The following is a 21,576-nucleotide window of genomic DNA, read 5'->3' as shown; positions in this document are numbered from 1 at the left end:
GCGCTCCGTTCAGCCGAGCGCCTGGTTCACGATCGCGAACGCGCGCAGCGCGGAGTCGCGTTCGGGCGTCGCGCCGCGCGCCATCGCGACGACGGTGTCGACGCGCGGCAGCCCGAGCCCCTGCAGCCAGTCGGACAGCCCGCTGTCGCCCGGTACGTCGAGCCGCACGAACATGCCTTCGTGCAGCGCGAGCCAGTGGCTGATCAGCGCTTGCGCGCGCAGCGCATCCGGCGCGATCACCGGGCCGATCACGTGGCCGCGGCCGAACCGGCGGAACAGCGCGAAGCCGAGCAGTTCGCCGTCGCGATCGAGCGCGATCCCGTTCGCGACGTCGAGCAGCGCGTCGATCACCGCGCCGCGTTCGTAGCCGGCCGCGCGCGACGCGAGCGCGGCGAGGCGCGGCCCGTCGTTGGTGCCGAGCGGGCGCAGGCGCTCGCCGGGCGGCAGCGAGATCAGCGGAGGCTGGAACGCCGCGCCCTGGTGTTGGTCGATCGTGCCGATCGCCTCGAAGCCGAATTTCGCGTACAGCGGCTCGCCCGCCGGCGTCGCATGCAGAAAAATGGTCCGCGTGCCGAGGCTGTCGACCACGCGGGTCATCAGCTCGCGCCCGATGCCGCAGCCCTGGCGTTCGGGCGACACGATGACCATGCCGAGCGACGCGTGCGATTCGCCGAAGCGCCAGCCGAGCGCGGTACCGACTACGCCGGTTTCGTCTTCGGCGACGAAGCCGCCGCCGAGCTGGAACGCGAAGCGCCAGTCGTCGAGCCGGTGCGGCCACTTGACCGCCTCCGACAGGCGATGGGCGGCGGGCAGGTCGGCTTCGGCGAACGGGCGATAGATGAGCGTGCGGGAAGGATTGAGGTCGGACACGCCGGACTCCGGATGGGTGGGAACGATCCGTTCACTCTGCCAGCGCGGTGGCGGCACGGATAGGACGATTCGCCTGTTTTCCGGCGGCGGCGGGCGCGCCCGCGAGATCGATGCAAACCGGCGCGATCGGCGCGAACGAACGCGTGGATCGTGCCGGCGCGGCACGTCGATCCGGTCACGCGTGCTGTGGAATGCCACTACGATGAATGCACGCCGCCGCTGCCGCCGAAGCGCCGCACCGGCGGCGAGCCCGCTGCGGTAGCGCGGCGCCCATCGGCCGGCCGCGCCGCGCCGTGCCCGATCGCGCCGCAGATCGTGCTGCATGTGGCGGGCAACACGCGGCGATTCTGCGTTTTGAGCGGCGCCGAACGATGCGCGAACGACTTTTTGCCCTGATTCAATTTCGTTGAACCCAGCCATCCCCGGCCCTGCCGGGGCTTCACACCGACAGGACGTCACCATGATCCAGTTTGAACCGAAGTACATCACCTTCGACTGCTACGGCACGCTGACCCATTTCCGGATGGCCGAGACGGCGCGGGAAATCTATGCGGACCGGCTGTCGCCGGCCGCGATGGAGGCATTCGTGCGCGCGTTCGCCGCCTATCGGCTCGACGAGGTGCTCGGCGCGTGGAAGCCGTACCGCGACGTCGTGGTCAACGCGGTCCGTCGCACCTGTGCGCGGCTCGGCGTGAAGTTCGACGAAGCCGAGGCCGAGCTTTTCTATCATGCGGTGCCGACCTGGGGGCCGCACCCGGACGTGCCGGCCGGGCTGTCGCGGCTGGCATCGAAGTACAAGCTGGTGATCCTGTCGAACGCGATGGACGACCAGATCATGAGCAACGTCGACAAGCTCGGCGCGCCGTTCCACGCCGTGTTCACCGCGCAGCAGGCGCAATCGTACAAGCCGCGGATGCAGGGCTTCGAATACATGTTCGACAAGCTGGGCTGCAAGCCGGAGGACGTGCTGCACGTGTCGTCGAGCCTGCGCTACGACCTGATGACGGCCGAGGATCTCGGCATCAAGCACAAGGCGTTCGTGAACCGCGGCCACGAGCCGGGCACGCCGTTCTACAACTATTACGAAGTGTCGGACATCGGCCAGCTCGCGACACAGCTCGGGCTGTAAGCGACGCGTTTCCCCGGTGCGGTGTCGCGCACACCATGCCGCCGCCCGTCGCGATCCCGGGGAAATCCCGCGCGGGCGGCAGGCTGCCGGCGTCGCCACGTCGCGCCGGCCTGCGCACATTCGCGCCGCGCGTTCGGGATGAGCGAGGCGATGCCGGCGAACAATCCTCTGAACTTTCACGCGCGCCGGCATGCGGCCGGCACACGCCGGCGGTCCCCGGCGCATGCAGCAAATCATGCTGCGCAGGCTACCCAAAACGGTCGATTCGTATCGTGAGGGCGCCTCGAATCGGGACAACCGCCATTTTGGCGATGCTTAAATGAATTGCATGTGAACGACGTCGTACCCGCCACCAGCAAGCGGGCGCGGCGAGATTGAACAACCACGCTGGACCCTTGGACCCACTTCCCACAGTCAGGAGCAGTTCGGATGAGCGACGATATCGACAATGACGGCAAGGGCGGCTTCACGCGCCGCGACATGATGAAGGTCATGGCGGCGGGCGGCATGATGGCCGCCGGTGCCGGCGGACTGCTGATGACCCCCGACGCGGCATTCGCCGCGCCCGCGCCGAAGCGCGGCGGCAAGATCCGGGTCGCGAACGAATCCGGCTCGACGGCCGACACGCTCGACCCGGCCAAGGGCTCGACCGGCGCGGACTACACGCGCTTCTTCATGTTCTACAGCGGCCTCACGCAGCTCGATGCGAGCCTGACGCCGCAGATGAACCTCGCCGAGTCGCTGCAGACGACCGATGCGAAGACCTGGATCATCAAGCTGCGCAAGGGCGTGACGTTCCACGACGGCAAGCCGGTCGGCCCGGCCGACGTGGTGTATTCGCTGATGCGCCACAAGAATCCGGCCACCGCGTCGAAGGTCAAGCCGCTCGCCGAGCAGTTCGCCGACGCGAAGGCGACCGGCCCCGACGAAGTCACGCTGACGCTCGCGAGCGCGAACGCCGATCTGCCGGTGATCCTCGCGACGCCGCAGCTCGTGATCGTCAAGGACGGCACGACCGACTTCTCGACCGGCATCGGTTGCGGCCCGTACAAGCTGAAATCGTTCAAGCCGGGCGTATCGACCGTCGGCGTGCGCAACGACAGCTACTTCAAGCCGGGCCGGCCGTATCTCGACGAGATCGAGCTGATCGGCATCAGCGACAGCGCCGCGCGGCTGAACGCGCTGCTGTCGGGCGACGTGCACCTGATCAACGCGATCGATCCGCGTTCGACGCAGCGGGTCTCGTCGACGCCGGGCTACGCGTTGAAGGAAACCAAGTCGGGCCTCTATACCGACCTGATCGCGCGCAGCGACAACCCGATCGTCGCGAATCCCGATTTCGTCGAAGGGATGAAGTACCTGTTCGATCGCGAGCAGATCCGCTCGGCGGTGTTCCGCGGCTACTCGGTGATCGGCAACGACCAGCCGATTCCGCCGGGCCATCGCTACTTCAACGCATCGCTGCCGCAGCGGCCGCACGATCCGGACAAGGCGAAATTTCTGCTCCAGAAGGCGGGGGCGCTCGGCGCCACGCTGCCGCCGATCTATGCGACCTCCGACGCGAACGGGTCGATCGAAATGGCCGTGCTGCTGCAGCAGGCCGGCCAGAAGATCGGGCTGAACCTGCAGGTCAACCGCGCGTCGCCCGACGGCTACTGGTCGAATCACTGGATGAAGCACCCACTCACGTTCGGCAACATCAACCCGCGCTCGAGTGCCGACGTGCTGTTCACGCAGTTCTTCAAGTCGGATGCGCCGTGGAACGAGTCGGGCTGGAAGAACGCGAAGTTCGACCAGCTGCTGCTCGCCGCGCGCTCGGAAACCGACGACGCGAAGCGCAAGCAGATGTACGGCGACATGCAGGCGATCGTGGCGCAGCAGGGCCGGGTCGGCATTCCGGCGTTCATCAGCTTCCTCGACGGGTACGACAAGCGGCTCGCGGGCCTCGGTTCGATTCCGACCGGCGGGATGATGGGCTTCATGTTCGCCGAGAACGTGTGGTGGAACGCATGACGTTGTCGCTGGCCGCCGTCGCGCGGCCGGTGCGGATCAGCGCGCCGGCCACGCGCGGTTTTTTCGGGGGTGCCGCTCCATGAACCGAATTCTCATCGGGCTGATCGGCCGGCGCATCGCGGTCACCGCGCTGACGCTGCTGATCGTGTCCGCGATCATCTTCACGATCACGAACCTGCTGCCGGGCGACGCCGCGCAGGCCGCGCTCGGCCAGTCGGCGACGCCGGAGACGGTCGCCGCGCTGCGCCAGCAGTTCGGTCTCGACATGCCGGCGCACGTGCGTTACGTGCACTGGCTCGCCGGGCTGTTGCACGGCGATTTCGGCCGGTCGCTGTCCGGCGACATGCCGGTGTCGGAGCTGATCGGCGGACGCCTGCCGAAGTCGCTCGCGCTCGCGGCGATCACGACCGCCGTGTCGGTGCCGATCGCGCTGCTGCTCGGGATCCTCGCGGCGGTCAGGCGCGAGTCGGCGATCGACCGCGTGATCAGCCTCGGCACGCTGTCGCTCGTCGCGACGCCGGAATTCCTGATCGCGACGGTCGCCGTGCTCGTGTTCGCGGTGAAGCTGCGCTGGCTGTCCGCGCTGTCGTACGGCGGCCCGATCGACAGCCTGCACGATTTCCTGCGTGCGTATGCGATGCCGGTGCTGACGCTGTGCGCGGTCGTGATCGCGCAGATGGCGCGCATGACGCGCGCCGCGGTGATCGAGCAGTTGAGCGCGTCGTACGTCGAGATGGCCGTGCTCAAGGGCGCGAGTCCCGCGCGCGTCGTGCTGCGCCATGCGTTGCCGAACGCGATCGGCCCGATCGCCAACGCGATCGCGTTGAGCCTGTCGTATCTGCTCGGTGGCGTGATCGTCGTCGAGACGATCTTCAACTATCCGGGCCTCGCGAGCCTGATGGTCGACGCCGTCAGCAATCGCGATTTCCCGTTGGTCCAGGCGTGCACGCTGATCTTCTGCGTCGCTTACCTGACGCTCGTGCTGTTCGCCGACCTGTGCTCGATCGTGTCGAACCCGCGACTGCGGACCTGAGCGCCCCCGTCCACCTTCCGAGATGCCGCCCATGCACCCGACCGACCCCGTTCATCGCAGCAGCGCGCTGCCGCCGTCAGGCGAGCCGCGCTCGCCGTGGGGAGGCGCGACGCCGCCCGCCGCGCCGTCCCCCGACCAGCCGCGCAAGCGCCGCGGCGCACGCATCGGACTGACCGCCGGCGGCCGCGTCGGCCTGTCGATGGCCGGCCTGATGCTGTTCGTCGCGGTGTTCGCGCCGCTGCTCGCGCCGCACGACGTCGGCGCGATCGTCACGCCGGACGTGTTCGCGCCGTTCAGCGCGAAGCTGCCGTTCGGCTCCGACTTCCTCGGCCGCGACATGCTGAGCCGGATCCTGTACGGCACGCGGCTGACCGTGCTGCTCGCGCTGGCTGCGGTGCTGCTCGCCGCGGTGACCGGCACGACGCTCGGGCTGCTCGCGACCGTGTCGGGCCGCGCGGTCGACGAGACGATGAGCCGGCTGCTCGACGCGCTCACGTCGATTCCGTCGAAGATGTTCGCGCTGATGTTCGTCGCCGCGTTCGGCTCGTCGCTGCCGCTGCTGGTCCTCACCGCCGCGGTCAGCTACATGCCCGGCTCGTACCGGATCGCGCGCGCACTGGCCGTCAACATCAGCACGCTCGAGTTCGTGCAGGTGGCCAGGGCGCGCGGCGAAAGCGCGCTGTACATCGCGTGCGTCGAGATGCTGCCGAACATGATCCATCCGATGCTGGCGGATACCGGGCTGCGCTTCACGTTCGTCGTGCTGCTGCTGAGCGGCCTGAGCTTTCTCGGGCTCGGCGTGCAGCCGCCGTATGCGGACCTCGGCTCGCTCGTGCGCGAGAACATCGCGAGCCTCGGCGACGGCTCGGCCGTCGCGATCATGCCCGCGGTCGCGATCGCGATCCTGACGGTGGGCGTCAACCTGATGATCGACGGTCTGCCGCATCGCGGCCGCCGCAAGGGCGCGGCCGGCGCCGCCGGAGGACACTGATGCGACACGAATCGAATCCGCTCGTCGAGGTGCGCGGGCTGCGCGTGGTCGGCGGCCGGCCGGGCGGCGAGGAAACGACGATCGTCCACGGCGTCGACTTCGAGATCGGGCGCGGCGAGGTGCTCGCGCTGATCGGCGAATCGGGCTCCGGCAAGACGACGATCGCGCTGTCGCTGATGGGCCATGCGCGCGCCGGATGCCGGATCGCCGGCGGCTCGGTGAAGGTCGACGGCACCGACGTGTGCAAGCTGTCGGCGCAAGCGCTGACCGCGCTGCGCGGCCGTAAGGTCGCGTATATCGCGCAGAGCGCGGCTGCCGCGTTCAACCCGTCGCGCACGATTCTCGACCAGGTGATCGAGAGCGCGCTGATCCACAAGACGATGACGAAGCGCGACGCGCAGGCGAAGGCGATCGAGCTGTTTCGCGCGCTCGCGCTGCCGGAGCCGGAGACGATCGGCAAGCGCTATCCGCACCAGGTATCGGGCGGGCAGCTGCAGCGGCTGATGGCCGCGATGGCGCTGATCACCGATCCGGAGCTGGTGATCCTCGACGAGCCGACCACCGCGCTCGACGTGACCACGCAGATCGACGTGCTGCAGGCGTTCAAGCGCGTGATCCGGCGCTACGGGATGAGCGCGGTGTACGTGTCGCACGACCTGGCCGTGGTCGCGCAGATGGCCGACCGGATCGTCGTGCTGAGCGACGGCGTGATCCGCGAGGCGGGCGACACCGAACAGATCCTGCATGCGCCGACGCACCCGTACACGCAGAGCCTGATCGCGGCGGTCACGCCGAACGAGGCCGAACGCGGCGCGCCGGCGCGCGCACCCGAGCCGGTCGCGCCGGCGCCGCTGCTCGACGTGCGCGGCGCGATCGCCGGCTACGGCGGCCGCACCGCGAACGGCTGGCCCGCGAAGGTGATCCTGCATGAAGTCGACCTGCGCATCGGGCGTGGGCAGACGGTCGGCGTGATCGGCGAATCGGGTTCCGGCAAGACGACGCTCGCGAAGGTGATCGCGGGCCTCGTGCCGGCGACCGGCGGCGAGATCCTGCTCGACGGCGTGCCGCTCGCGCGCGATATCGGCAAGCGCACCAAGGAACAGCATCGGCGCGTGCAGATCGTGTTCCAGAACGCCGATACCGCGCTCAACCCGGTGCATACCGTCGAGCGCACGCTCGCACGGCCGCTCGCGTTCTACCACGGGATCAAGGGCGCGCGGGCACGCCAGCGCGTCGCGGAACTGCTCGAGCTCGTGCGGCTGCCGCCGGCAGTGGCCGCGCGGCGTACCGGCGAGCTGTCGGGCGGGCAGAAGCAGCGTGTGAACCTCGCGCGCGCGCTCGCGGCCGAGCCCGACCTGATCCTGTGCGACGAGGTCACGTCGGCGCTCGACACGGTGGTCGGCGCCGCGATCATCGAGCTGTTGCGCGACCTGCAGGCGAAGCTCGGCGTGTCGTACGTGTTCATCACGCACGACATCGCGAAGGTGCGCGCGATCAGCGACGACATCGTCGTGCTGTATGCGGGCCGCCGCGTGGAGACGGGCAGCCGCGACGCGCTGTGCGCGCCGCCTTATCACCCGTATTCGCACTTGCTGGTGTCGTCCGCGCCGGAATTGCGCGCGGGCTGGCTCGACGATGCGACCGAGCGTTGCCACCGGCCGCTGGTGCCGATCGGCGAGCGCGAGAACGAGGCCGAGCTGTGTCCGTTCCTGGCGCGCTGCGCGATGCGCGTGGACGGCGTGTGCAACCGGACGGCCCCGTCGCTGCGCACGCTCGGCAACGGCGCGCAGGTGCTGTGCCATCGCAGCGAGGAAGATCTCGCGCGCTTCCAGGCGGAGCCGGTTTCCGCCGGCGTCACGCCGGTGCAGCTGTAGTGCGCACCGCGTGAACCGTTCATCGCGCGGTGCGGTGGACGGCCCGCCGCATAGTGTGCCGCGGCGGTCGCGCAAAACGGCAATTTGTACGCGTGCCGCGCGCGATTACGCGGCAACTGCGGTTTTTGCCAGTGGTTAAATGATTCGCATTGAATGGTCGCCGATCGTCGTTGCCGGCATGCACAAAGGATCCGATGAAACTGGAATCGTACTGGCTGGATACTCGCCCCGCGTTTCGCGCCGGTAGCGTCGGCCCCGTCGAAGGGCGCGCCGACGTGGTCGTGATCGGCGGCGGCTTCACCGGCTTGTCGGCGGCGCTCGCGCTCGCGCAGCGCGGCGTCTCGGTGGTCGTGCTCGAAGCCGCGCAGGTCGCGAGCGAAGCGTCCGGCCGCAACGGCGGCCAGTGCAACACGGGCGTCGCGCAGGACTACGCGTCGCTCGCCGCGCGCATCGGCGCCGCGCAGGCGAAGCAGTTTTATCTCGCGTACGAAAGCGCGGTGAAGAGCGTCGAGGCGATCGTGACCGAACAGGCGATCGACTGCGATTTCCGGCGCGCCGGCAAGCTGAAGCTCGCCGCGAAGCCGCAACATTTCGCGGGGCTCGAAAAAACCTTCGACGCGTTGCGGCGCGACGTCGATCCGGACATCGAACTGATCGAGCCGTCGCGGATCCGCGATGAAATCGCATCCGACGGTTTTTACGGCGGGCTCCTGCAGCGCAACGGCGCGCAGATGCACATGGGCAAGTTCGGCGTCGGGCTCGCGCAAGCGGCCGTGCGGGCCGGCGCACGCGTGTACGAGCACGCGGCCGTCACGCAACTCGACCGGCTCGACGGCGAGCGCCACCGGGTCACGTGCACCCGCGGCACGCTCGTCGCCGACCGCGTGCTGGTCGCGACCGGCGCGTCGCAGCACGGGCCGTTCGCGTGGTTCCGGCGACGCATCGCGCCGGTCGGCAGCTTCATCGTCGTGACCGAGCCGCTGCCCGACGCGCAGTTGAACCGGCTGTTTCCGCATCGCCGCGCGTACGTGACGTCGCGCCAGATCGGCAACTACTTCCGCGTGACGCCCGACAACCGGCTGCTGTTCGGCGGCCGCGCGCGTTTCGCGATGTCGAGCCCGCGCTCCGACGCGAAGAGCGGCGACGTCCTGCGCGCCGGCATGGCCGGTTACTTCCCGGAACTGGCCGGCGTGCGGCTCGACTACTGCTGGGGCGGCCTCGTCGACATCACCGCCGACCGGCTGCCGCGTGCGGGCCAGCACGACGGGCTCTATTACTCGATGGGCTACAGCGGCCACGGCGTGCAGATGTCGGTGCACATGGGCCGCGTGATGGCCGACGTGCTGTATGGCGCGGCCGCGTCGAACCCGTGGCGCGAGCTCGAATGGCCGGCGATACCGGGCCATTTCGGGCACGCGTGGTTCCTGCCGCTCGTCGGCGCGTATTACCGGATGCAGGATTTCCTGCATTGAAGCGAGCGCCGGGAGAATTCGACATGACAGTGCAATTCGTTGGCTCGCCGCGTGTCGCGCGGCCCGTCTCGCCGGCGATCGGCGACGTGCTGCGCACGATCGACGCGTCGTTCGCGCAGCCGCTGAACCTCGATACGCTCGCGGCGGTCGCCGGGTTGAGCGTGTCGCGTTTCACCGCGCGCTTTCGCAGCGAAACCGGGCTGTCGCCGCACCGGTATCTGTGTCTCGTGCGGGTACGGCGGGCGCAGGACCTGTTGCGCGCCGGTCTTGCGCCGTCGGTCGTCGCGACCGACGTCGGCTTCTTCGATCAGAGCCATCTGTGCCGGCATTTCCGGCGCGTGCTCGGGATCACGCCGCGCGACTACGTGGTCGCCCGCACGGGCGGCGCGCCGGTGCGAGCGCCGTCGACGCGCGTGCGCAGCGAACGCCGCGATGCGTCGTATCACGCGGCGTAAGCACGGGCATGGACATGGACGACGTGCCCCGCTGAGGAGGTCCGGCAAGCGCGCCGGCCAACGACGATTTCCGATATCGCGTGACAGCTTCCGAACGAATCCGTCACGCATTGCACAGGAGCAGAAATGACCGCAGTTTTCGTGTTGCACCGGGCCGACGGCGCACCTTCTTCCACCGCGTTCCGCCGGCAGGCGTTCGGCGCGAGCGATCCGTTCGCGTCGCATCGCGAGATCGCGTGGGAAGGCCCCGACGCGATGGCCGCGGGGCGCATCGGCTTCGCGGGCGAACTGGACGTGGCGAATTTTCCGCACATCGAAACCGTCGTCGTCGTCCAGGGCGAGCTGACGCTCGAAGCGGCCGGGGCCGCACCGCTCGTGGTCGGCCCGGGACAGGGCGCCGTCATCGGCTGCGGCACGGCGCTGCGCATCGCCGCGCAATCGCCGGTACTGCTGATGTTCTGCGCGGCAGCGTGCGCGCAACCGACGAAACGCGGCGTCTTTGCGCTGCGCGCCGACGCGGACTTCAAGCCGTCCGCCACGCTGCCGGCCGAGGTATTGCTCGGCCCCGCGCCGCAATGCCGCAGCGACAACGTGTTCACCGACGACGGCGCCGGGTACTGCGCGGGCACATGGGATTCGACGCCGTATCACCGGATCGTCCGGCCGCATCGCGCGAACGAGTTCATGTTCCTGCTGGACGGCGGCGTCCGGTTCGCGGCGCCCGACGGCAGCGTGGCGTCGCTCGGTACCGGCGACGCGCTGTTCGTGCCGCGCGGCGCGGCGATCGGGTGGGAAAGCAGCGAACGCGTGGCGAAGTTCTACGTGATGCAGAACGTCAAACCCTCCACCGAACGAGACTGAGCATGTCCCCTCCGCTGCGTCATATCGAAACCTTGTCCACGCCGCCGGCCGCGGCCGACGTCGTCGTGATCGGCGGCGGCATCATCGGCGTCTTCACCGCCTACTATCTGGCCCGCCGCGGTATATCGGTCGCGCTCGTCGAGAAAGGGCGCATCGGCGCCGAACAGTCGAGCCGCAACTGGGGCTGGTGCCGGCAGCAGAACCGCGACGCGCGCGAGTTGCCGATGGCGAGCAAGAGCATCGATCTGTGGGAACGCTTCGCCGCCGAATCCGGCGAAGACACCGGCTTTCATCGCTGCGGGCTGCTGTATCTCAGCAATGACGAGGCCGAGTTGTCCCGCTGGGCGAGCTGGGGCGAATTCGCGAAGACCGCGGGCGTGACCACCTACATGCTCGACAGCAAGCAGGCGGCCGAGCGCGGACGCGCGACCGGGCGACAGTGGAAGGGCGGCGTGTTCTCGCCGACCGACGGCACGGCCGATCCAGGCAAGGCCGCGCCGGCCGTGGCCGCCGCGCTGATCATGCTGGGCGGCAGTGTCCATCAGCACTGCGCGGCGCGCGGCATCGAGCTCGAAGGCGGCCGCGTCGCCGGCGTCGTCACCGAGGCCGGCGTCATCAAGACCCGGACGGTCGTGATGGCCGGCGGCGCATGGGCGTCGTCGTTCTGCCGCCAGCTCGGCATCCGGTTTCCGCAGGCGTCGATCCGTCAGTCGATCCTGAGCGTGTCGCCCGTCGACACGCCGCTGCCGGATGCGATGTACACGTCCGGCGTGTCCATCACGCGCCGCAGCGACGGACGCTACGCATTGGCGATCAGCGGCCGCGCGCGCGTGGACCTGACGCCGCAGTTCCTGCGCTTCGCGCCGCAATTCGTGCCGATGTTCGCGAAGCGCTGGCGCAACCTGCTGCCGGGCGGCCTCGAAGGCGTGCGCGGCGGCCATGAAACGCTGAAGCGCTGGCGGCTCGATGCGCCGACGCCGATGGAAGCGGTACGCATTCTTGATCCGAAGCCCGACATGCCGACCGTCGCCGAAACGTATCGCCGCGCGGCCGAACTGTTGCCCGAACTGCGCGACGCGAAGATCACGCACGCATGGGCCGGGTACGTCGACAGCACGCCGGACGGCGTGCCGGGCATCGGCGAAGTGCCGGGCGTGCCGGGGCTGATCCTCGCGGCGGGGTTTTCCGGGCACGGCTTCGGGATCGGGCCGGGGGCCGGGCACCTGATCGCCGATCTCGCGTCCGGTGCGCAACCGTTCGTCGACCCGACGCCGTACCGGCCCGGCCGGTTCAGCGAGTCCGCATGGGGCAAGGTCGCGGATTTCTAGTGCAAGGCCGTCGTACCGATGCGGGGCCGCCTCCCGACGCGGCGCTTCGATCCGGATCGCGAGCGAGCGGCCGGATCGGCGCGGCGATCGTTCGGCAGCGTGGAAGCGCGGTGCGATGGACAGCTTGGGAGTTTCTGATGCGTTTCAGTTCCTACTGGCTCGATACGTCGGAGCCGTTCGCGAGCCGCTCGCCGGCGTTGCCCGGCGGAAGTTGCGACGTGGCGGTGGTGGGCGGCGGGATCACGGGCTCGGCGGCCGCACTGGCGCTGGCGAAGAAGGGTGCGCGCGTGATCGTCTGCGAGGCGGGCACCGTCGGGCAGGCGGCATCGGGACGCAACGGCGGCATGTGCAACAACGGCTTCGCGCAGGATTACGCGTCGCTGTCGCAGCGCATCGGCACGGAGCTGGCCAATCGTCTGTATCTCGCGTTCGACGCGGGCGTCGACACGGTCGAGCGGCTGGTCAGGGAGGAATCGATCGATTGCGATTTCGTGCGCCGCGGCAAGCTCAAGCTCGCGGCGAAGCCCGAGCACTACGACAAGCTCGTGCGCAGCCAGGCGCTGCTCGCGGCGGGCGTGGACCCCGACACGCGCTTGATCACGAAGGCCGAACTGCGCGACGAGATCGGCTCGAACCGATATCACGGCGGGCTGCTGTTCGGCAAGAGCGCCGGGATGCACGTCGGCCGTTATGTGCGCGGCCTCGCGCGCGCCGCGCAAGCCCGCGGCGCGCACGTGCTCGAGCATGCGCCGGTGCTCGGACTGAAGCGGCAAGCGGGCGGCGCCTACGCGGTGCGTACGCCGCTCGGCGAGATCCGCGCGGGCCAGGTGCTGCTCGCGAGCGGCATTTCGCAGGTCGGACCGTTCGGCTGGGTTCGCCGCAGGATCGTGCCGGTCGGCGCGTTCATCATCGTCACCGAGCCGTTGCCGAACGACCTGCTCGACCGCTTGCTGCCGACGCGCCGGATGGTCACCGACACGAAGAACTTCGTGAATTTCTTTCGCGTCACGCCCGACAACCGGATGCTGTTCGGCGGGCGCGCGCGTTTTGCCGCGTCGAATCCGCGTTCCGACGAAAAGAGCGGGGCGATCCTGCGGCAGCAGATGGCCGCCGTGTTTCCCGAGCTGGCCGACGTACGCATCGACTACTGCTGGGGCGGGATGGTCGACATGACGGCCAACCGGCTGCCGCGCGCGGGCGAGCGCGACGGCGTGTACTACTCGATAGGCTATAGCGGCCACGGCACGCACATGGCCACGCTGATGGGCACGTTGATGGCCGAGATCATGGACGGACGCGCCGACCTCAACCCGTGGAAGGATTTCGACTGGCCCGCGATTCCGGGCCACTTCGGCAAACCCTGGTTCCTGCCGTTCGTCGGCGCCTGGTATCGACTCAAGGACACGCTGCAATGAATTCCCCCGTTGTTCGCCTGATGCAAGCCGGCCGGCTGGATCGTTTCTTCATCGACGGCGACTGGGTGCTGCCGGACGGCGGCGACCGGTTCGCGGTCGTCAGCCCGTCCACCGAAGACACGCTGTGCGAGATCCCGCTCGGCAACGCGCGCGACGCCGACCGCGCGGTGCAGGCCGCGCGTCAAGCGTTCGAACGCTGGTCCGCGACTTCACCGCAGGAACGCGCGGCGCTGCTCGACCGCGTGCACGCGCTGATGCTGGAGCGCGCCGAGCTGTTCGCGACCGCGCTCGCGCTGGAGATGGGCGCGCCGATCGGCTATGCCCGCGGCGCGCACGTGCCGCTCGCGGCCGAACATATCCGCGTCGCACGCGACAACCTCGCGCGCTACCCGTTCGTCGAGCGGCGCGGGACGACCGCGATCGCGCGCGAGCCGATCGGCGTGTGCGCGCTGATCACGCCGTGGAACTGGCCGATCTACCAGATCACCGCGAAGGTCGGCCCGGCGCTCGCGGCCGGCTGCACGGTGGTGCTGAAGCCGAGCGAGCTGTCGCCGCTCAGCGCGCTGCTGTTCGCGGAAGTGCTCGCCGATGCGGGCGTGCCCGCCGGCGTGTTCAATCTCGTGAGCGGCAGCGGCGAGACGGTGGGCGCCGCGCTTTCGTCGCACCCGGCGGTCGACATGGTGTCGATCACCGGATCGACGCGCGCCGGCGTGCTCGTCGCGCAGGCGGCCGCGCCGACCGTCAAGCGCGTCGCGCAGGAACTCGGCGGCAAGTCGCCGAACGTCGTGTTGCCGGATGCGGACCTGTCGCGTGCGATCCCGCCCGGCGTGGCCGCCGCGTTCCGCAACATGGGGCAATCGTGCAGCGCGCCGACCCGCATGATCGTGCCGCGCGACGCGCTCGGCGCGGTCGAGGCGCTGGCCGTCGCGGCGATGCAAACGCTCGTGGTCGGCGATCCGTTCGACGAGGCCACGACGCACGGGCCGCTGGCCAATCGCGCGCAATTCGGGCGGGTTGCGCAGATGATCGACGTGGGCATCGACGAACGCGCGAAGCTGATCGCCGGCGGCCCGGGCCGGCCCGCGGGTCTCGACCGCGGCTTTTATGCGCGGCCGACGATTTTCTCCGACGTGCGCACCGACATGGCGATCGCGCAGCAGGAGATCTTCGGCCCGGTCCTCGCGATCCTGCCTTACGACACCGTCGACGAAGCGATCGCCATCGCGAACGATACCGTCTACGGGCTCGGCGCACACGTGCAGGGCACCGACAAGGCACGCGTCCGCGCGGTGGCCGCCCGCATCCGCGCGGGGCAGGTGCATCTGAACTACCCGGCATGGGACCCTCAGGCGCCGTTCGGCGGCTACAAGCAGTCGGGCAACGGCCGCGAGTACGGAATCGAAGGGATGGAGGAATACATGGAGATCAAGTCGATCGTCGGCTTTTACGACTGACGCAGCCGCTGCGCGCGATCCGCGCACGCAGTACGGTTGGAAGCCCGCTACATGCCTGAGGTAACGAAATTGGACAACCCCGTCATCCCCGACTCGTCGCTGCATGCGCATCACGCGCACTGGGCGAAACTGCGCCGCGACCTGCATGCGCATCCCGAGTTGCGATTCGAAGAACACCGGACGGCCGACGTCGTCGCCCGCGAGCTCGAGGCGCTCGGCTACGCGGTGTCGCGCGGGCTCGGCGGCACGGGCGTTGTCGCGAGCCTGCCCGGCGCGGATCCGCGCCGCGGCATCGTGCTGCGCGCCGATCTGGATGCATTGCCGATCCACGAAGCCAACGACTTCGCGCATGCATCGTGCACGCACGGGATCATGCACGCGTGCGGCCATGACGGCCACACCGTGATGTTGCTCGGCGCCGCGCGCGTGCTGAAGGCGCTGCCGCAGTTGCCCGGCACCGTCCATTTCGTGTTTCAGCCGGGCGAAGAGGGCGGCGCGGGCGCGCGCCGGATGATCGACGACGGGCTGTTCGAGCAATACCCGACGGAGGCGGTATTCGGCATGCACAACTGGCCCGGTCTGCCGGCCGGGCATTTCGGGTTGCGCACCGGCCCGATCATGGCCGCGGGTTCGCGCTTCAGGATCACGGTGACGGGCAAGGGCGCGCACGCGGCGCAGCCGCATCTGGGCATCGATCCGGTGCCGCTCGCGTGCTCGATGGTGCTGCAGTGCCAGACCATCGCCGCGCGGCACAAGGACCCGGTGGATCCCGCGGTCATTTCGGTCTGCATGTTCCATGCGGGCACGACCGACAACGTGATTCCCGACACCGCCGAGCTGCGCGGCACGATCCGCACGCTGTCGTCGGCATTGCAGCAGAAGTTGCAGCGCGACGTGCGGCTCGCGTGCGAGGGGCTCGCGGCGGCCTACGGCGCGCAGGTCGACGTGGAGTTTTTCCAGTACTACCCGGCGACGGTCAACACGCCGGCCGAGACGGCGCTGTGCGAAGCGGTGATTCGCGACACGTTCGGCGACGCGTGCGTCGACCGCGACGTGCCGCCGAACATGACGTCCGAAGACTTCGGCTTCATGCTGGAGGAGCGGCCGGGCGCGTACGTGCTGATCGGCAATGCGCGGGACGGCGCGGCCGCTCCGGCGCTGCACCACCCGAAATACGACTTCAACGACGACATCATTCCGGCCGGCGTCCGCTATTGGGTCGCGCTGGCGCAGCATTACTTCGTGCGATCGCCGTGATGCGTCGGGGCGGCGTGGAAACCGGTGGACGTCAGGTCGATCGGGTGCCGCGTCCGGGGCACGCGTGCTTCCGGATCGTCGTGCGCCCAGGCCAGCCGGCGAGAACCGTGCAATCCATCGTCGCTTCGATGTGATCGCCGCGTATTTTTTCCGACGTGCCGTGTTGCACGACTACATTATTCGACAGGACTACTTGATGAACCAGGAACCTGAAGCGAAGGAGCAAGGCGCGACGTCGGCGCTTCGCTACCGCAGATTCACCGCGGCGGACGTCCCCGCCGCCCATGCGCTTTCCAGCGCGCTTCGCTGGCCGTTCCGGGCGGAAGACTGGCAGTTTTCCGCTGAAACGTCGACCGCGTTCGCGGCCGAGGAAAACGGCGTGGTCATCGGCACGGCGATGTGCTGGAAGTACGGTGCGGACCGCGCGGCGATCGGGCATGTGATCGTCTCCGACGCGCATCAGGGCCGGGGCATCGGCCGCAAACTGATGGAGACGCTCCTGGACGAACTGGGTCCGCGCATCACGTTTCTGCACGCGACGCCGGCCGGTCGGCCGCTCTACGAGAAACTGGGGTTCACCGTGTGCGGATCGCTGAGCCAATATCAGGGCAACGTGGATCGACCCGCCGCGATTGCCGTGCCCGACGGCGAGCGGTTGCGTGCCGGTTCGCCGGCCGACTGGCCGCGCCTGGTCGAACTCGACGCGCGTGCGTCCGGCCTCGAACGCGACGCGCTGTTGTCCGCGTTGCAGACGCGGGGAGAAAGCGTGGTGCTCGAGCGCGACGGCGAGGTCGTCGGGTTTTCGGTGCTGCGGCGCTTCGGTCGCGGTGACGTGATCGGTCCGGTGGTCGCGCCGCGTTCGAGCGACGATGCGCGCGCGAAAGCGCTGATCGGCTATTGGCTGACGAAACGCGACGGCGAATTCGTGCGTATCGATGTGCCTGACGGGAGTAGTCTGCCGGACTGGTTGAGCGAACAGGGACTGAAGCAGGTGGATACCTGTTCGAAGATGGTTCGCCATGCGCCGGCCGCCGCGCATGGCGGTGCGGCCGATCCGACAGTCGGACTGTACGGGCTGGTCAGTCAGGCGATGTTGTAGCCGTCGGCCGCCGCCGCACCCGACGCATTCAGCGCGCGCGGCCCAGTTGCTCGTCGATCGTGCGCGTCAGCGGCGACTGAACGTCGCCGGTGTGCCGGGTCTGCACGGGCTCGATCAGCACGATCCAGCATTCGTCGTCGGCGATCGGATTGTGCTGCGTGCCGCGCGGCACGACGTGCATCGAGCCGGCGGGCACGTCGGCGACGCGACCGCCTTCGTACTGGATCCTGAGGTGGCCGCGCACGACGAAGAACAGCTCGTCTTCGTGCGCATGGTCGTGCCACACGAGCTGGCCGCGTACTTTCGCGACTTTCACGTACTGATCGTTGACCTGCGCGACGACCTTCGGCGACCAGTATTCGGATACGTCGGCGAAAGCGGCTTCGAGGTCGAACGATTCGGCAAACGGAAGGGCGGGCAAGGTCATCTCTTCTCCAGTGGGCTGTTGTACGCAGTCGAAATCGAAACCGGCGGACTGCCGGGCGCCGATCGGCAGGACCAGCCGATTATATTGACGGCGCCGCTTCGCTGCCGGACGTGCGGACGCCGCGCAATCCGCCGCGCACGCGGCGACGCCACCGCGTGGCCGCGTCGCTGGCGACTGCATGGCGGCCAAATGGACGAACCGGCCGGGCGCGGCCGGTTCGACGGCCCGGCGATGCCTGCGCCGCCGCCCGACGCATGAACGCTCGGCATCTCACTCAACGCGCGAGCGCAGCCGCGAAGTCGCGATACGTCCGCAGCGGGCGACCGAGGATCGCGGTCAGCCGCTCGACGTCGCCGGCCTCCGGCACCATCCCGTCGCTGACGTAGCGCTCGGCCATCAGCCGCATTTCGTAGGCCATCCATTTCGGCATGAACTGCGCCAGATTGCGTTCGAACGGCGCGGGATCGTCGCCGCCATACGCAACCGGCCGACCGAGCGTGTCCGACCAGATCGACGCCAGTTGCGGGCCGGTCAGCGTGTCGGGCCCGACCAGGTTGAGGGTTTCGACCGGCAGCTTGCCCGGCGCGTCGTTGCGGCGGATCAACTCGATCGCCGCGACTTCGGCGATATCGCGCACGTCGACCATCGCGACGCCCTTGCCGCCGATCGGCATCGGGTACACGCCGTGTCCGACGATCACGTCCTTGACCATCGATTCGTTGTCCATGAAATACGCGGGTCGCAGGATCGTCGCGCTGAACCCCATCTGCTCGATCATCCGCTCCGCGCCGGATTTCACCGCGAAGTGCGGCACGTTCACGAAGCGGTCGGCATGGAGGACCGACAGATAGACGGCGCGCTCGATGCCCGCTTCGCGGGCGAGGTTCAGCGCAATCAGCGCCTGCGTGAATTCGTCGCCCGCGACGCCGTTGAGCAGGAACAGCGTGCGCACGCCGGAGAAGGCCGCCCGCAGTGCATCGACGTCGAGCATGTCGCCCTGCGCGACGGTCACGGCCGCCGGAAAATCGGCCTTGGCCGGATCGCGCACCAGCACGCGCACGTCGGCGCGGCGATCGACGAGTTGACGGACGACCTGGCGGCCCACGCGGCCGGTGGCGCCGGTAACGAGAATGGTCATGATGTTCACTCCTGAGGTAACGATGGGATGGACTGCCCACGTAAGTTAGGTGATCCACTCATGATCCGGAAGATGTGATAAATAGACATACCGTCTCACTGGTGGAACACATGGACCTGCTCGCTCTCGCCGATTTCAATCTCGTCGCCCGCCATGGCAGCTTCGGCGAGGCCGCGCGCGTCGCGGATCGCCCGAAGGCGACGCTGTCGCGCCGGGTCGCGGAACTGGAGAACAGTCTGTCGCTGCGCCTGTTCGAGCGCGGCGCGCGCGGCGTGAAGCTCACGCAGGAAGGGCGCGCGCTCTACGAGCGGACGGGCGCGCTGCTCGCGGAGCTGGCCGACAGCGCGTCCGCGATCGCAGCGGGGAGCGAACGGCCGCGCGGCCGCCTGCGGATCAGCGCGCCGATGCTGTTTTCGCAGTTCGCGATGGGGAAGCTGGTGGCGACGTTCGCGCTGAGATACCCGGACGTCCGGCTGGAGGTGACGACCGAAGACCGGCCCGTCGACATGATCGAAGAAGGGTACGACCTCGTGATCCGCGTGAATCCGGACCCGGACGAGAGCCTGATCGGGCGCGTGATCCTGCGCGACCGGCTGGTCGTCGTCGCGACGCCCGAACTGGCGCGGCCGAGCGGCGACGCACCCGCGCCGGCCGTGGTTCGCGGCGCGCACGACACCCGCGCTGCATGGGAGGTCACGGGCGTGGCCGGGATGGTGCACATACCGGTCGAACCCGTGGCGCGGCTGTCGTCGCTGAGCATGGTGCGCGATACGGTCCGCCTCGGCTTGGGCGCGGCATGCCTGCCGATATCGCTCGTGAGCCGCGACCTCGCCGCCGGCGCGCTCGTCAGTTGGGGCGACGTGCCGGGCTCCGATATCGCCCTGTGGGCGTTGTATCCGTCCAGGCGATTATTGAGCACGCGCGTGTCCGCGTTTCTCGATCACCTGAAGGACGCGTTTCCGTCAGGCGAGCCGGAAGAACTGGCGGCGTATATCGAACCCGGGCAGTGAAACGACCGCGGGTGCGGCAGCGCACGCGCATCGCCACGGTGTCCCGAGCGGAATGCCGTCGCGATCGGCAGCGCGCGTGCCGCCACCGGTCCGATTCGACCGCGGCATTCACGCCGGCTCCGTTTGCGCGCAACACACGCGGTTCCTGCCTTCGCGCTTGGCGCGATAGAGCGCCATGTCCGCCTGATGCGCCAGCGCGTGCACGGACGCATGTCGCGCGCGCCGGCCGGTCGCACAGCCGATGCTGACGGTGAATGGCGGAACGGTCTCCGCAAACCCGTCGAGCCGGTTGCGTTCCACCTCGCGGCGAATCGCGTCGGCCACCTGCGCGGCGCCGTTTTCGTCCGTATCGGGCAACACCGCGACGAATTCCTCGCCGCCGTAGCGCGCGGCGAGGTCGCCGCGCCGTCGCGTATGCGTGCGGATGCATTCGGCGAGAAAGCGCAGCGCGGTGTCGCCCAGCGCGTGCCCGTGCCGGTCGTTGTATTGCTTGAAGTGATCGGCGTCGATGAACAGCACCGACAGGCTGCCGCCGCTGCCGCGCTGCAGCCGCGCCCATTCGTCGGCCAGCGCGGTATCGAGCGCGCGACGATTGCGCAGTCCGGTCAACGGATCGGTGCGCGTGAGATCGGTCAGCAGCGTCTGCTTGCGGAAGTTGTCCCGCAATGCGAAGGCAAGCAGCCAGACCGCCGCGCAGAACGATGCGCCGATCACGGATGCCGACACGCCGACCGTCCACGACAGGCGCCGGACGCCGGCCAGCACGTCGCTCTCGGCCGGCGCGACGACCGCGATCAGCGGCGTGCCCGGTATCCGCTGATAGGTATACAGCCGCACGATGCCGTCGATGCTCGAGCGCGCCGGATAGAAGCCCGATTCGCTGTTCACCATCCGCTTGAAGGATGTCGAGCGACGCAGCAGGTTCATCTGGCCGTCGTTCAACGACGGGTTTCTCGCGAGGATCGTGCCGTCCGCGCGCACGATCGCGCTGACCCCGTTCGGCCCGACGTCGAGGCGGGACAGCAACTGCTCGAAGTAAGCGAGATCGACGGCAACGACCGCGATCCCGTCGAACGCATGGTCCGGCCGCTCGATGCGCCGCGACAGCGCGATGGATTCCTTGCCGCCGCGCGAGCGTGCGCGATAGGGCTGAGAGACGTAGAGCCCGACGTTGTCCGCATCGCGATGGACCTTGAAGTAGTCGCGATCGGCGAAGTCCCACCGGTGGGTCGTGCTGCAGCATCCGTCGATCAACCGGCCGCGACTGTCGGTCACGCCCATGCCGGTCACGAATTGCGCGGCCGTTCGCTCGAACAGCAGGTCGTGCCGCAGCCCGGCGTCCATCCGCTGGACGTCCGGCTTGCCGAGATCGGCAGCCAGCGCGATCAGCGCGTTGTTCGACGTTTCGACCGTCCTCGCGATCTGGCTCGCGAGCACGGCCGCGACGTTGCGCGACGTCTCGTGCGCATGCTCGACGACTTCGCTGCGCGCCACCCACAGCGTTACCGCGCTGATCGCGAGCGTCGCGAGCGACATCAGCGTGCCCAACGCGCCGACGACGAACGGGTGGCGTCCGGCCCAGTCGGCGATTTTCTCGATCGAAGTGAATGCGGGCATGCTCGCGCTCGTTTTGAGATGCCGGCTGCACGTGCGCCGGCGCGGGTCCAATCCCGGTTAACGGCACGGTTAACGAAAAATCGAGGCCGGCATGGCCGCCCGTCGACGATCCCGGCCTGGCTCGACGACGCAA

The 21,576-nt window shown here is 68.9% G+C and carries 19 protein-coding genes; 15 read left to right on the top strand and 4 right to left on the bottom strand.

Annotated features, from left to right (window positions below):
* Window positions 1-9: 9 nt before the first annotated feature.
* Window positions 10-870: a GNAT family N-acetyltransferase gene (locus WS95_RS28405; RefSeq protein WP_059827340.1), complete on the bottom strand. Its 861-nt coding sequence runs from the start codon at window positions 868-870 to the stop codon at window positions 10-12.
* A gap of 150 nt (window positions 871-1,020) precedes the next feature.
* Between WS95_RS28405 and WS95_RS35200 the strand changes: the two genes are divergently transcribed.
* The 14 genes from WS95_RS35200 (at window position 1,021) to WS95_RS28335 (ending at window position 17,251) form a co-directional block, all read left to right on the top strand.
* A complete protein-coding gene (locus tag WS95_RS35200; RefSeq protein ID WP_156444603.1) occupies window positions 1,021-1,266 on the top strand; it encodes a hypothetical protein in 246 nt (81 codons plus the stop codon).
* 64 nt (window positions 1,267-1,330) lie between these two features.
* Complete coding sequence (locus tag WS95_RS28395) at window positions 1,331-1,999, top strand: haloacid dehalogenase type II (RefSeq protein ID WP_034209116.1); 669 nt, start codon at window positions 1,331-1,333, stop codon at window positions 1,997-1,999.
* 429 nt (window positions 2,000-2,428) lie between these two features.
* A complete protein-coding gene (locus WS95_RS28390; RefSeq protein ID WP_059827336.1) occupies window positions 2,429-4,012 on the top strand; it encodes an ABC transporter substrate-binding protein in 1,584 nt (527 codons plus the stop codon).
* A 79-nt stretch (window positions 4,013-4,091) separates the two neighbouring features.
* Window positions 4,092-5,045, top strand: a complete 954-nt coding sequence (locus tag WS95_RS28385) for an ABC transporter permease (protein ID WP_034209118.1) — start codon at window positions 4,092-4,094, stop codon at window positions 5,043-5,045.
* Window positions 5,046-5,076: 31 nt separating this feature from the next.
* Complete coding sequence (locus WS95_RS28380) at window positions 5,077-6,036, top strand: ABC transporter permease (protein ID WP_059779840.1); 960 nt, start codon at window positions 5,077-5,079, stop codon at window positions 6,034-6,036.
* Window positions 6,036-7,910, top strand: coding sequence for an ABC transporter ATP-binding protein (locus WS95_RS28375; RefSeq protein WP_059827334.1), 1,875 nt, complete (start codon window positions 6,036-6,038; stop codon window positions 7,908-7,910). The genes WS95_RS28380 and WS95_RS28375 overlap by 1 nt, the downstream gene beginning before the upstream one ends.
* A gap of 194 nt (window positions 7,911-8,104) precedes the next feature.
* Window positions 8,105-9,382: an NAD(P)/FAD-dependent oxidoreductase gene (locus WS95_RS28370; RefSeq protein ID WP_034209121.1), complete on the top strand. Its 1,278-nt coding sequence runs from the start codon at window positions 8,105-8,107 to the stop codon at window positions 9,380-9,382.
* 23 nt (window positions 9,383-9,405) lie between these two features.
* Window positions 9,406-9,837, top strand: a complete 432-nt coding sequence (locus WS95_RS28365; protein WP_034209122.1) for a helix-turn-helix domain-containing protein — start codon at window positions 9,406-9,408, stop codon at window positions 9,835-9,837.
* Between the two features lie 126 nt (window positions 9,838-9,963).
* Window positions 9,964-10,698, top strand: coding sequence for a cupin domain-containing protein (locus WS95_RS28360; RefSeq protein WP_059827332.1), 735 nt, complete (start codon window positions 9,964-9,966; stop codon window positions 10,696-10,698).
* 2 nt (window positions 10,699-10,700) lie between these two features.
* Window positions 10,701-12,026: an NAD(P)/FAD-dependent oxidoreductase gene (locus WS95_RS28355; protein ID WP_059827330.1), complete on the top strand. Its 1,326-nt coding sequence runs from the start codon at window positions 10,701-10,703 to the stop codon at window positions 12,024-12,026.
* 137 nt (window positions 12,027-12,163) lie between these two features.
* The gene (locus tag WS95_RS28350) at window positions 12,164-13,441 is read left to right on the top strand and encodes an NAD(P)/FAD-dependent oxidoreductase (protein WP_059827328.1); all 1,278 of its coding nucleotides are present in this window, start codon (window positions 12,164-12,166) and stop codon (window positions 13,439-13,441) included.
* On the top strand, window positions 13,438-14,895 hold the full coding sequence (locus tag WS95_RS28345; RefSeq protein WP_059827326.1) for an aldehyde dehydrogenase family protein: 1,458 nt from the start codon (window positions 13,438-13,440) through the stop codon (window positions 14,893-14,895). Before WS95_RS28350 ends, WS95_RS28345 begins: the two co-directional genes overlap by 4 nt.
* 69 nt (window positions 14,896-14,964) lie before the next feature.
* Window positions 14,965-16,152, top strand: coding sequence for a M20 aminoacylase family protein (locus WS95_RS28340; protein WP_059827324.1), 1,188 nt, complete (start codon window positions 14,965-14,967; stop codon window positions 16,150-16,152).
* 196 nt (window positions 16,153-16,348) lie between these two features.
* On the top strand, window positions 16,349-17,251 hold the full coding sequence (locus WS95_RS28335) for a GNAT family N-acetyltransferase (protein WP_059827517.1): 903 nt from the start codon (window positions 16,349-16,351) through the stop codon (window positions 17,249-17,251).
* A gap of 28 nt (window positions 17,252-17,279) precedes the next feature.
* Here the strand turns inward: WS95_RS28335 and WS95_RS28330 are convergent, their stop codons facing one another.
* Together WS95_RS28330 and WS95_RS28320 are read right to left on the bottom strand one after the other, a co-directional pair.
* Complete coding sequence (locus tag WS95_RS28330; protein WP_034209128.1) at window positions 17,280-17,678, bottom strand: cupin domain-containing protein; 399 nt, start codon at window positions 17,676-17,678, stop codon at window positions 17,280-17,282.
* Between the two features lie 274 nt (window positions 17,679-17,952).
* Window positions 17,953-18,816 (bottom strand): SDR family oxidoreductase, encoded by an 864-nt coding sequence (locus tag WS95_RS28320; protein WP_059827515.1) that lies wholly within the window; start codon window positions 18,814-18,816, stop codon window positions 17,953-17,955.
* A 110-nt stretch (window positions 18,817-18,926) separates the two neighbouring features.
* Between WS95_RS28320 and WS95_RS28315 the strand changes: the two genes are divergently transcribed.
* Complete coding sequence (locus WS95_RS28315; protein ID WP_059827320.1) at window positions 18,927-19,826, top strand: LysR family transcriptional regulator; 900 nt, start codon at window positions 18,927-18,929, stop codon at window positions 19,824-19,826.
* Window positions 19,827-19,934: 108 nt separating this feature from the next.
* Here WS95_RS28315 and WS95_RS28310 read toward each other — a convergent pair whose 3' ends face one another.
* On the bottom strand, window positions 19,935-21,443 hold the full coding sequence (locus WS95_RS28310; protein WP_059827513.1) for a GGDEF domain-containing protein: 1,509 nt from the start codon (window positions 21,441-21,443) through the stop codon (window positions 19,935-19,937).
* Window positions 21,444-21,576 lie beyond the last annotated feature (133 nt).

The sequence above is a fragment of the Burkholderia sp. MSMB1826 genome, assembly GCF_001526325.1.
Taxonomy (GTDB): domain Bacteria; phylum Pseudomonadota; class Gammaproteobacteria; order Burkholderiales; family Burkholderiaceae; genus Burkholderia.
The sequence above is the reverse complement of the archived record's forward strand: the minus strand, read 5'-3'. Positions and strand labels throughout refer to the sequence as shown.

What these genes read in the sequence shown, in the direction of transcription:
- WS95_RS28360 (WP_059827332.1), top strand. Translation starts at nt 9,964, where the DNA reads ATGACCGCAGTTTTCGTGTTGCACCGGGCCGACGGCGCACCTTCTTCC.
- WS95_RS28385 (WP_034209118.1), top strand. Translation starts at nt 4,092, where the DNA reads ATGAACCGAATTCTCATCGGGCTGATCGGCCGGCGCATCGCGGTCACC.
- WS95_RS28375 (WP_059827334.1), top strand. Translation starts at nt 6,036, where the DNA reads ATGCGACACGAATCGAATCCGCTCGTCGAGGTGCGCGGGCTGCGCGTG.
- WS95_RS28335 (WP_059827517.1), top strand. Translation starts at nt 16,349, where the DNA reads ATGAACCAGGAACCTGAAGCGAAGGAGCAAGGCGCGACGTCGGCGCTT.
- WS95_RS28370 (WP_034209121.1), top strand. Translation starts at nt 8,105, where the DNA reads ATGAAACTGGAATCGTACTGGCTGGATACTCGCCCCGCGTTTCGCGCC.
- WS95_RS28345 (WP_059827326.1), top strand. Translation starts at nt 13,438, where the DNA reads ATGAATTCCCCCGTTGTTCGCCTGATGCAAGCCGGCCGGCTGGATCGT.
- WS95_RS28330 (WP_034209128.1), bottom strand. Translation starts at nt 17,678, where the DNA reads ATGACCTTGCCCGCCCTTCCGTTTGCCGAATCGTTCGACCTCGAAGCC.
- WS95_RS28315 (WP_059827320.1), top strand. Translation starts at nt 18,927, where the DNA reads ATGGACCTGCTCGCTCTCGCCGATTTCAATCTCGTCGCCCGCCATGGC.
- WS95_RS28355 (WP_059827330.1), top strand. Translation starts at nt 10,701, where the DNA reads ATGTCCCCTCCGCTGCGTCATATCGAAACCTTGTCCACGCCGCCGGCC.
- WS95_RS28365 (WP_034209122.1), top strand. Translation starts at nt 9,406, where the DNA reads ATGACAGTGCAATTCGTTGGCTCGCCGCGTGTCGCGCGGCCCGTCTCG.
- WS95_RS28310 (WP_059827513.1), bottom strand. Translation starts at nt 21,443, where the DNA reads ATGCCCGCATTCACTTCGATCGAGAAAATCGCCGACTGGGCCGGACGC.
- WS95_RS28320 (WP_059827515.1), bottom strand. Translation starts at nt 18,816, where the DNA reads ATGACCATTCTCGTTACCGGCGCCACCGGCCGCGTGGGCCGCCAGGTC.
- WS95_RS28390 (WP_059827336.1), top strand. Translation starts at nt 2,429, where the DNA reads ATGAGCGACGATATCGACAATGACGGCAAGGGCGGCTTCACGCGCCGC.
- WS95_RS28350 (WP_059827328.1), top strand. Translation starts at nt 12,164, where the DNA reads ATGCGTTTCAGTTCCTACTGGCTCGATACGTCGGAGCCGTTCGCGAGC.
- WS95_RS28380 (WP_059779840.1), top strand. Translation starts at nt 5,077, where the DNA reads ATGCACCCGACCGACCCCGTTCATCGCAGCAGCGCGCTGCCGCCGTCA.
- WS95_RS28395 (WP_034209116.1), top strand. Translation starts at nt 1,331, where the DNA reads ATGATCCAGTTTGAACCGAAGTACATCACCTTCGACTGCTACGGCACG.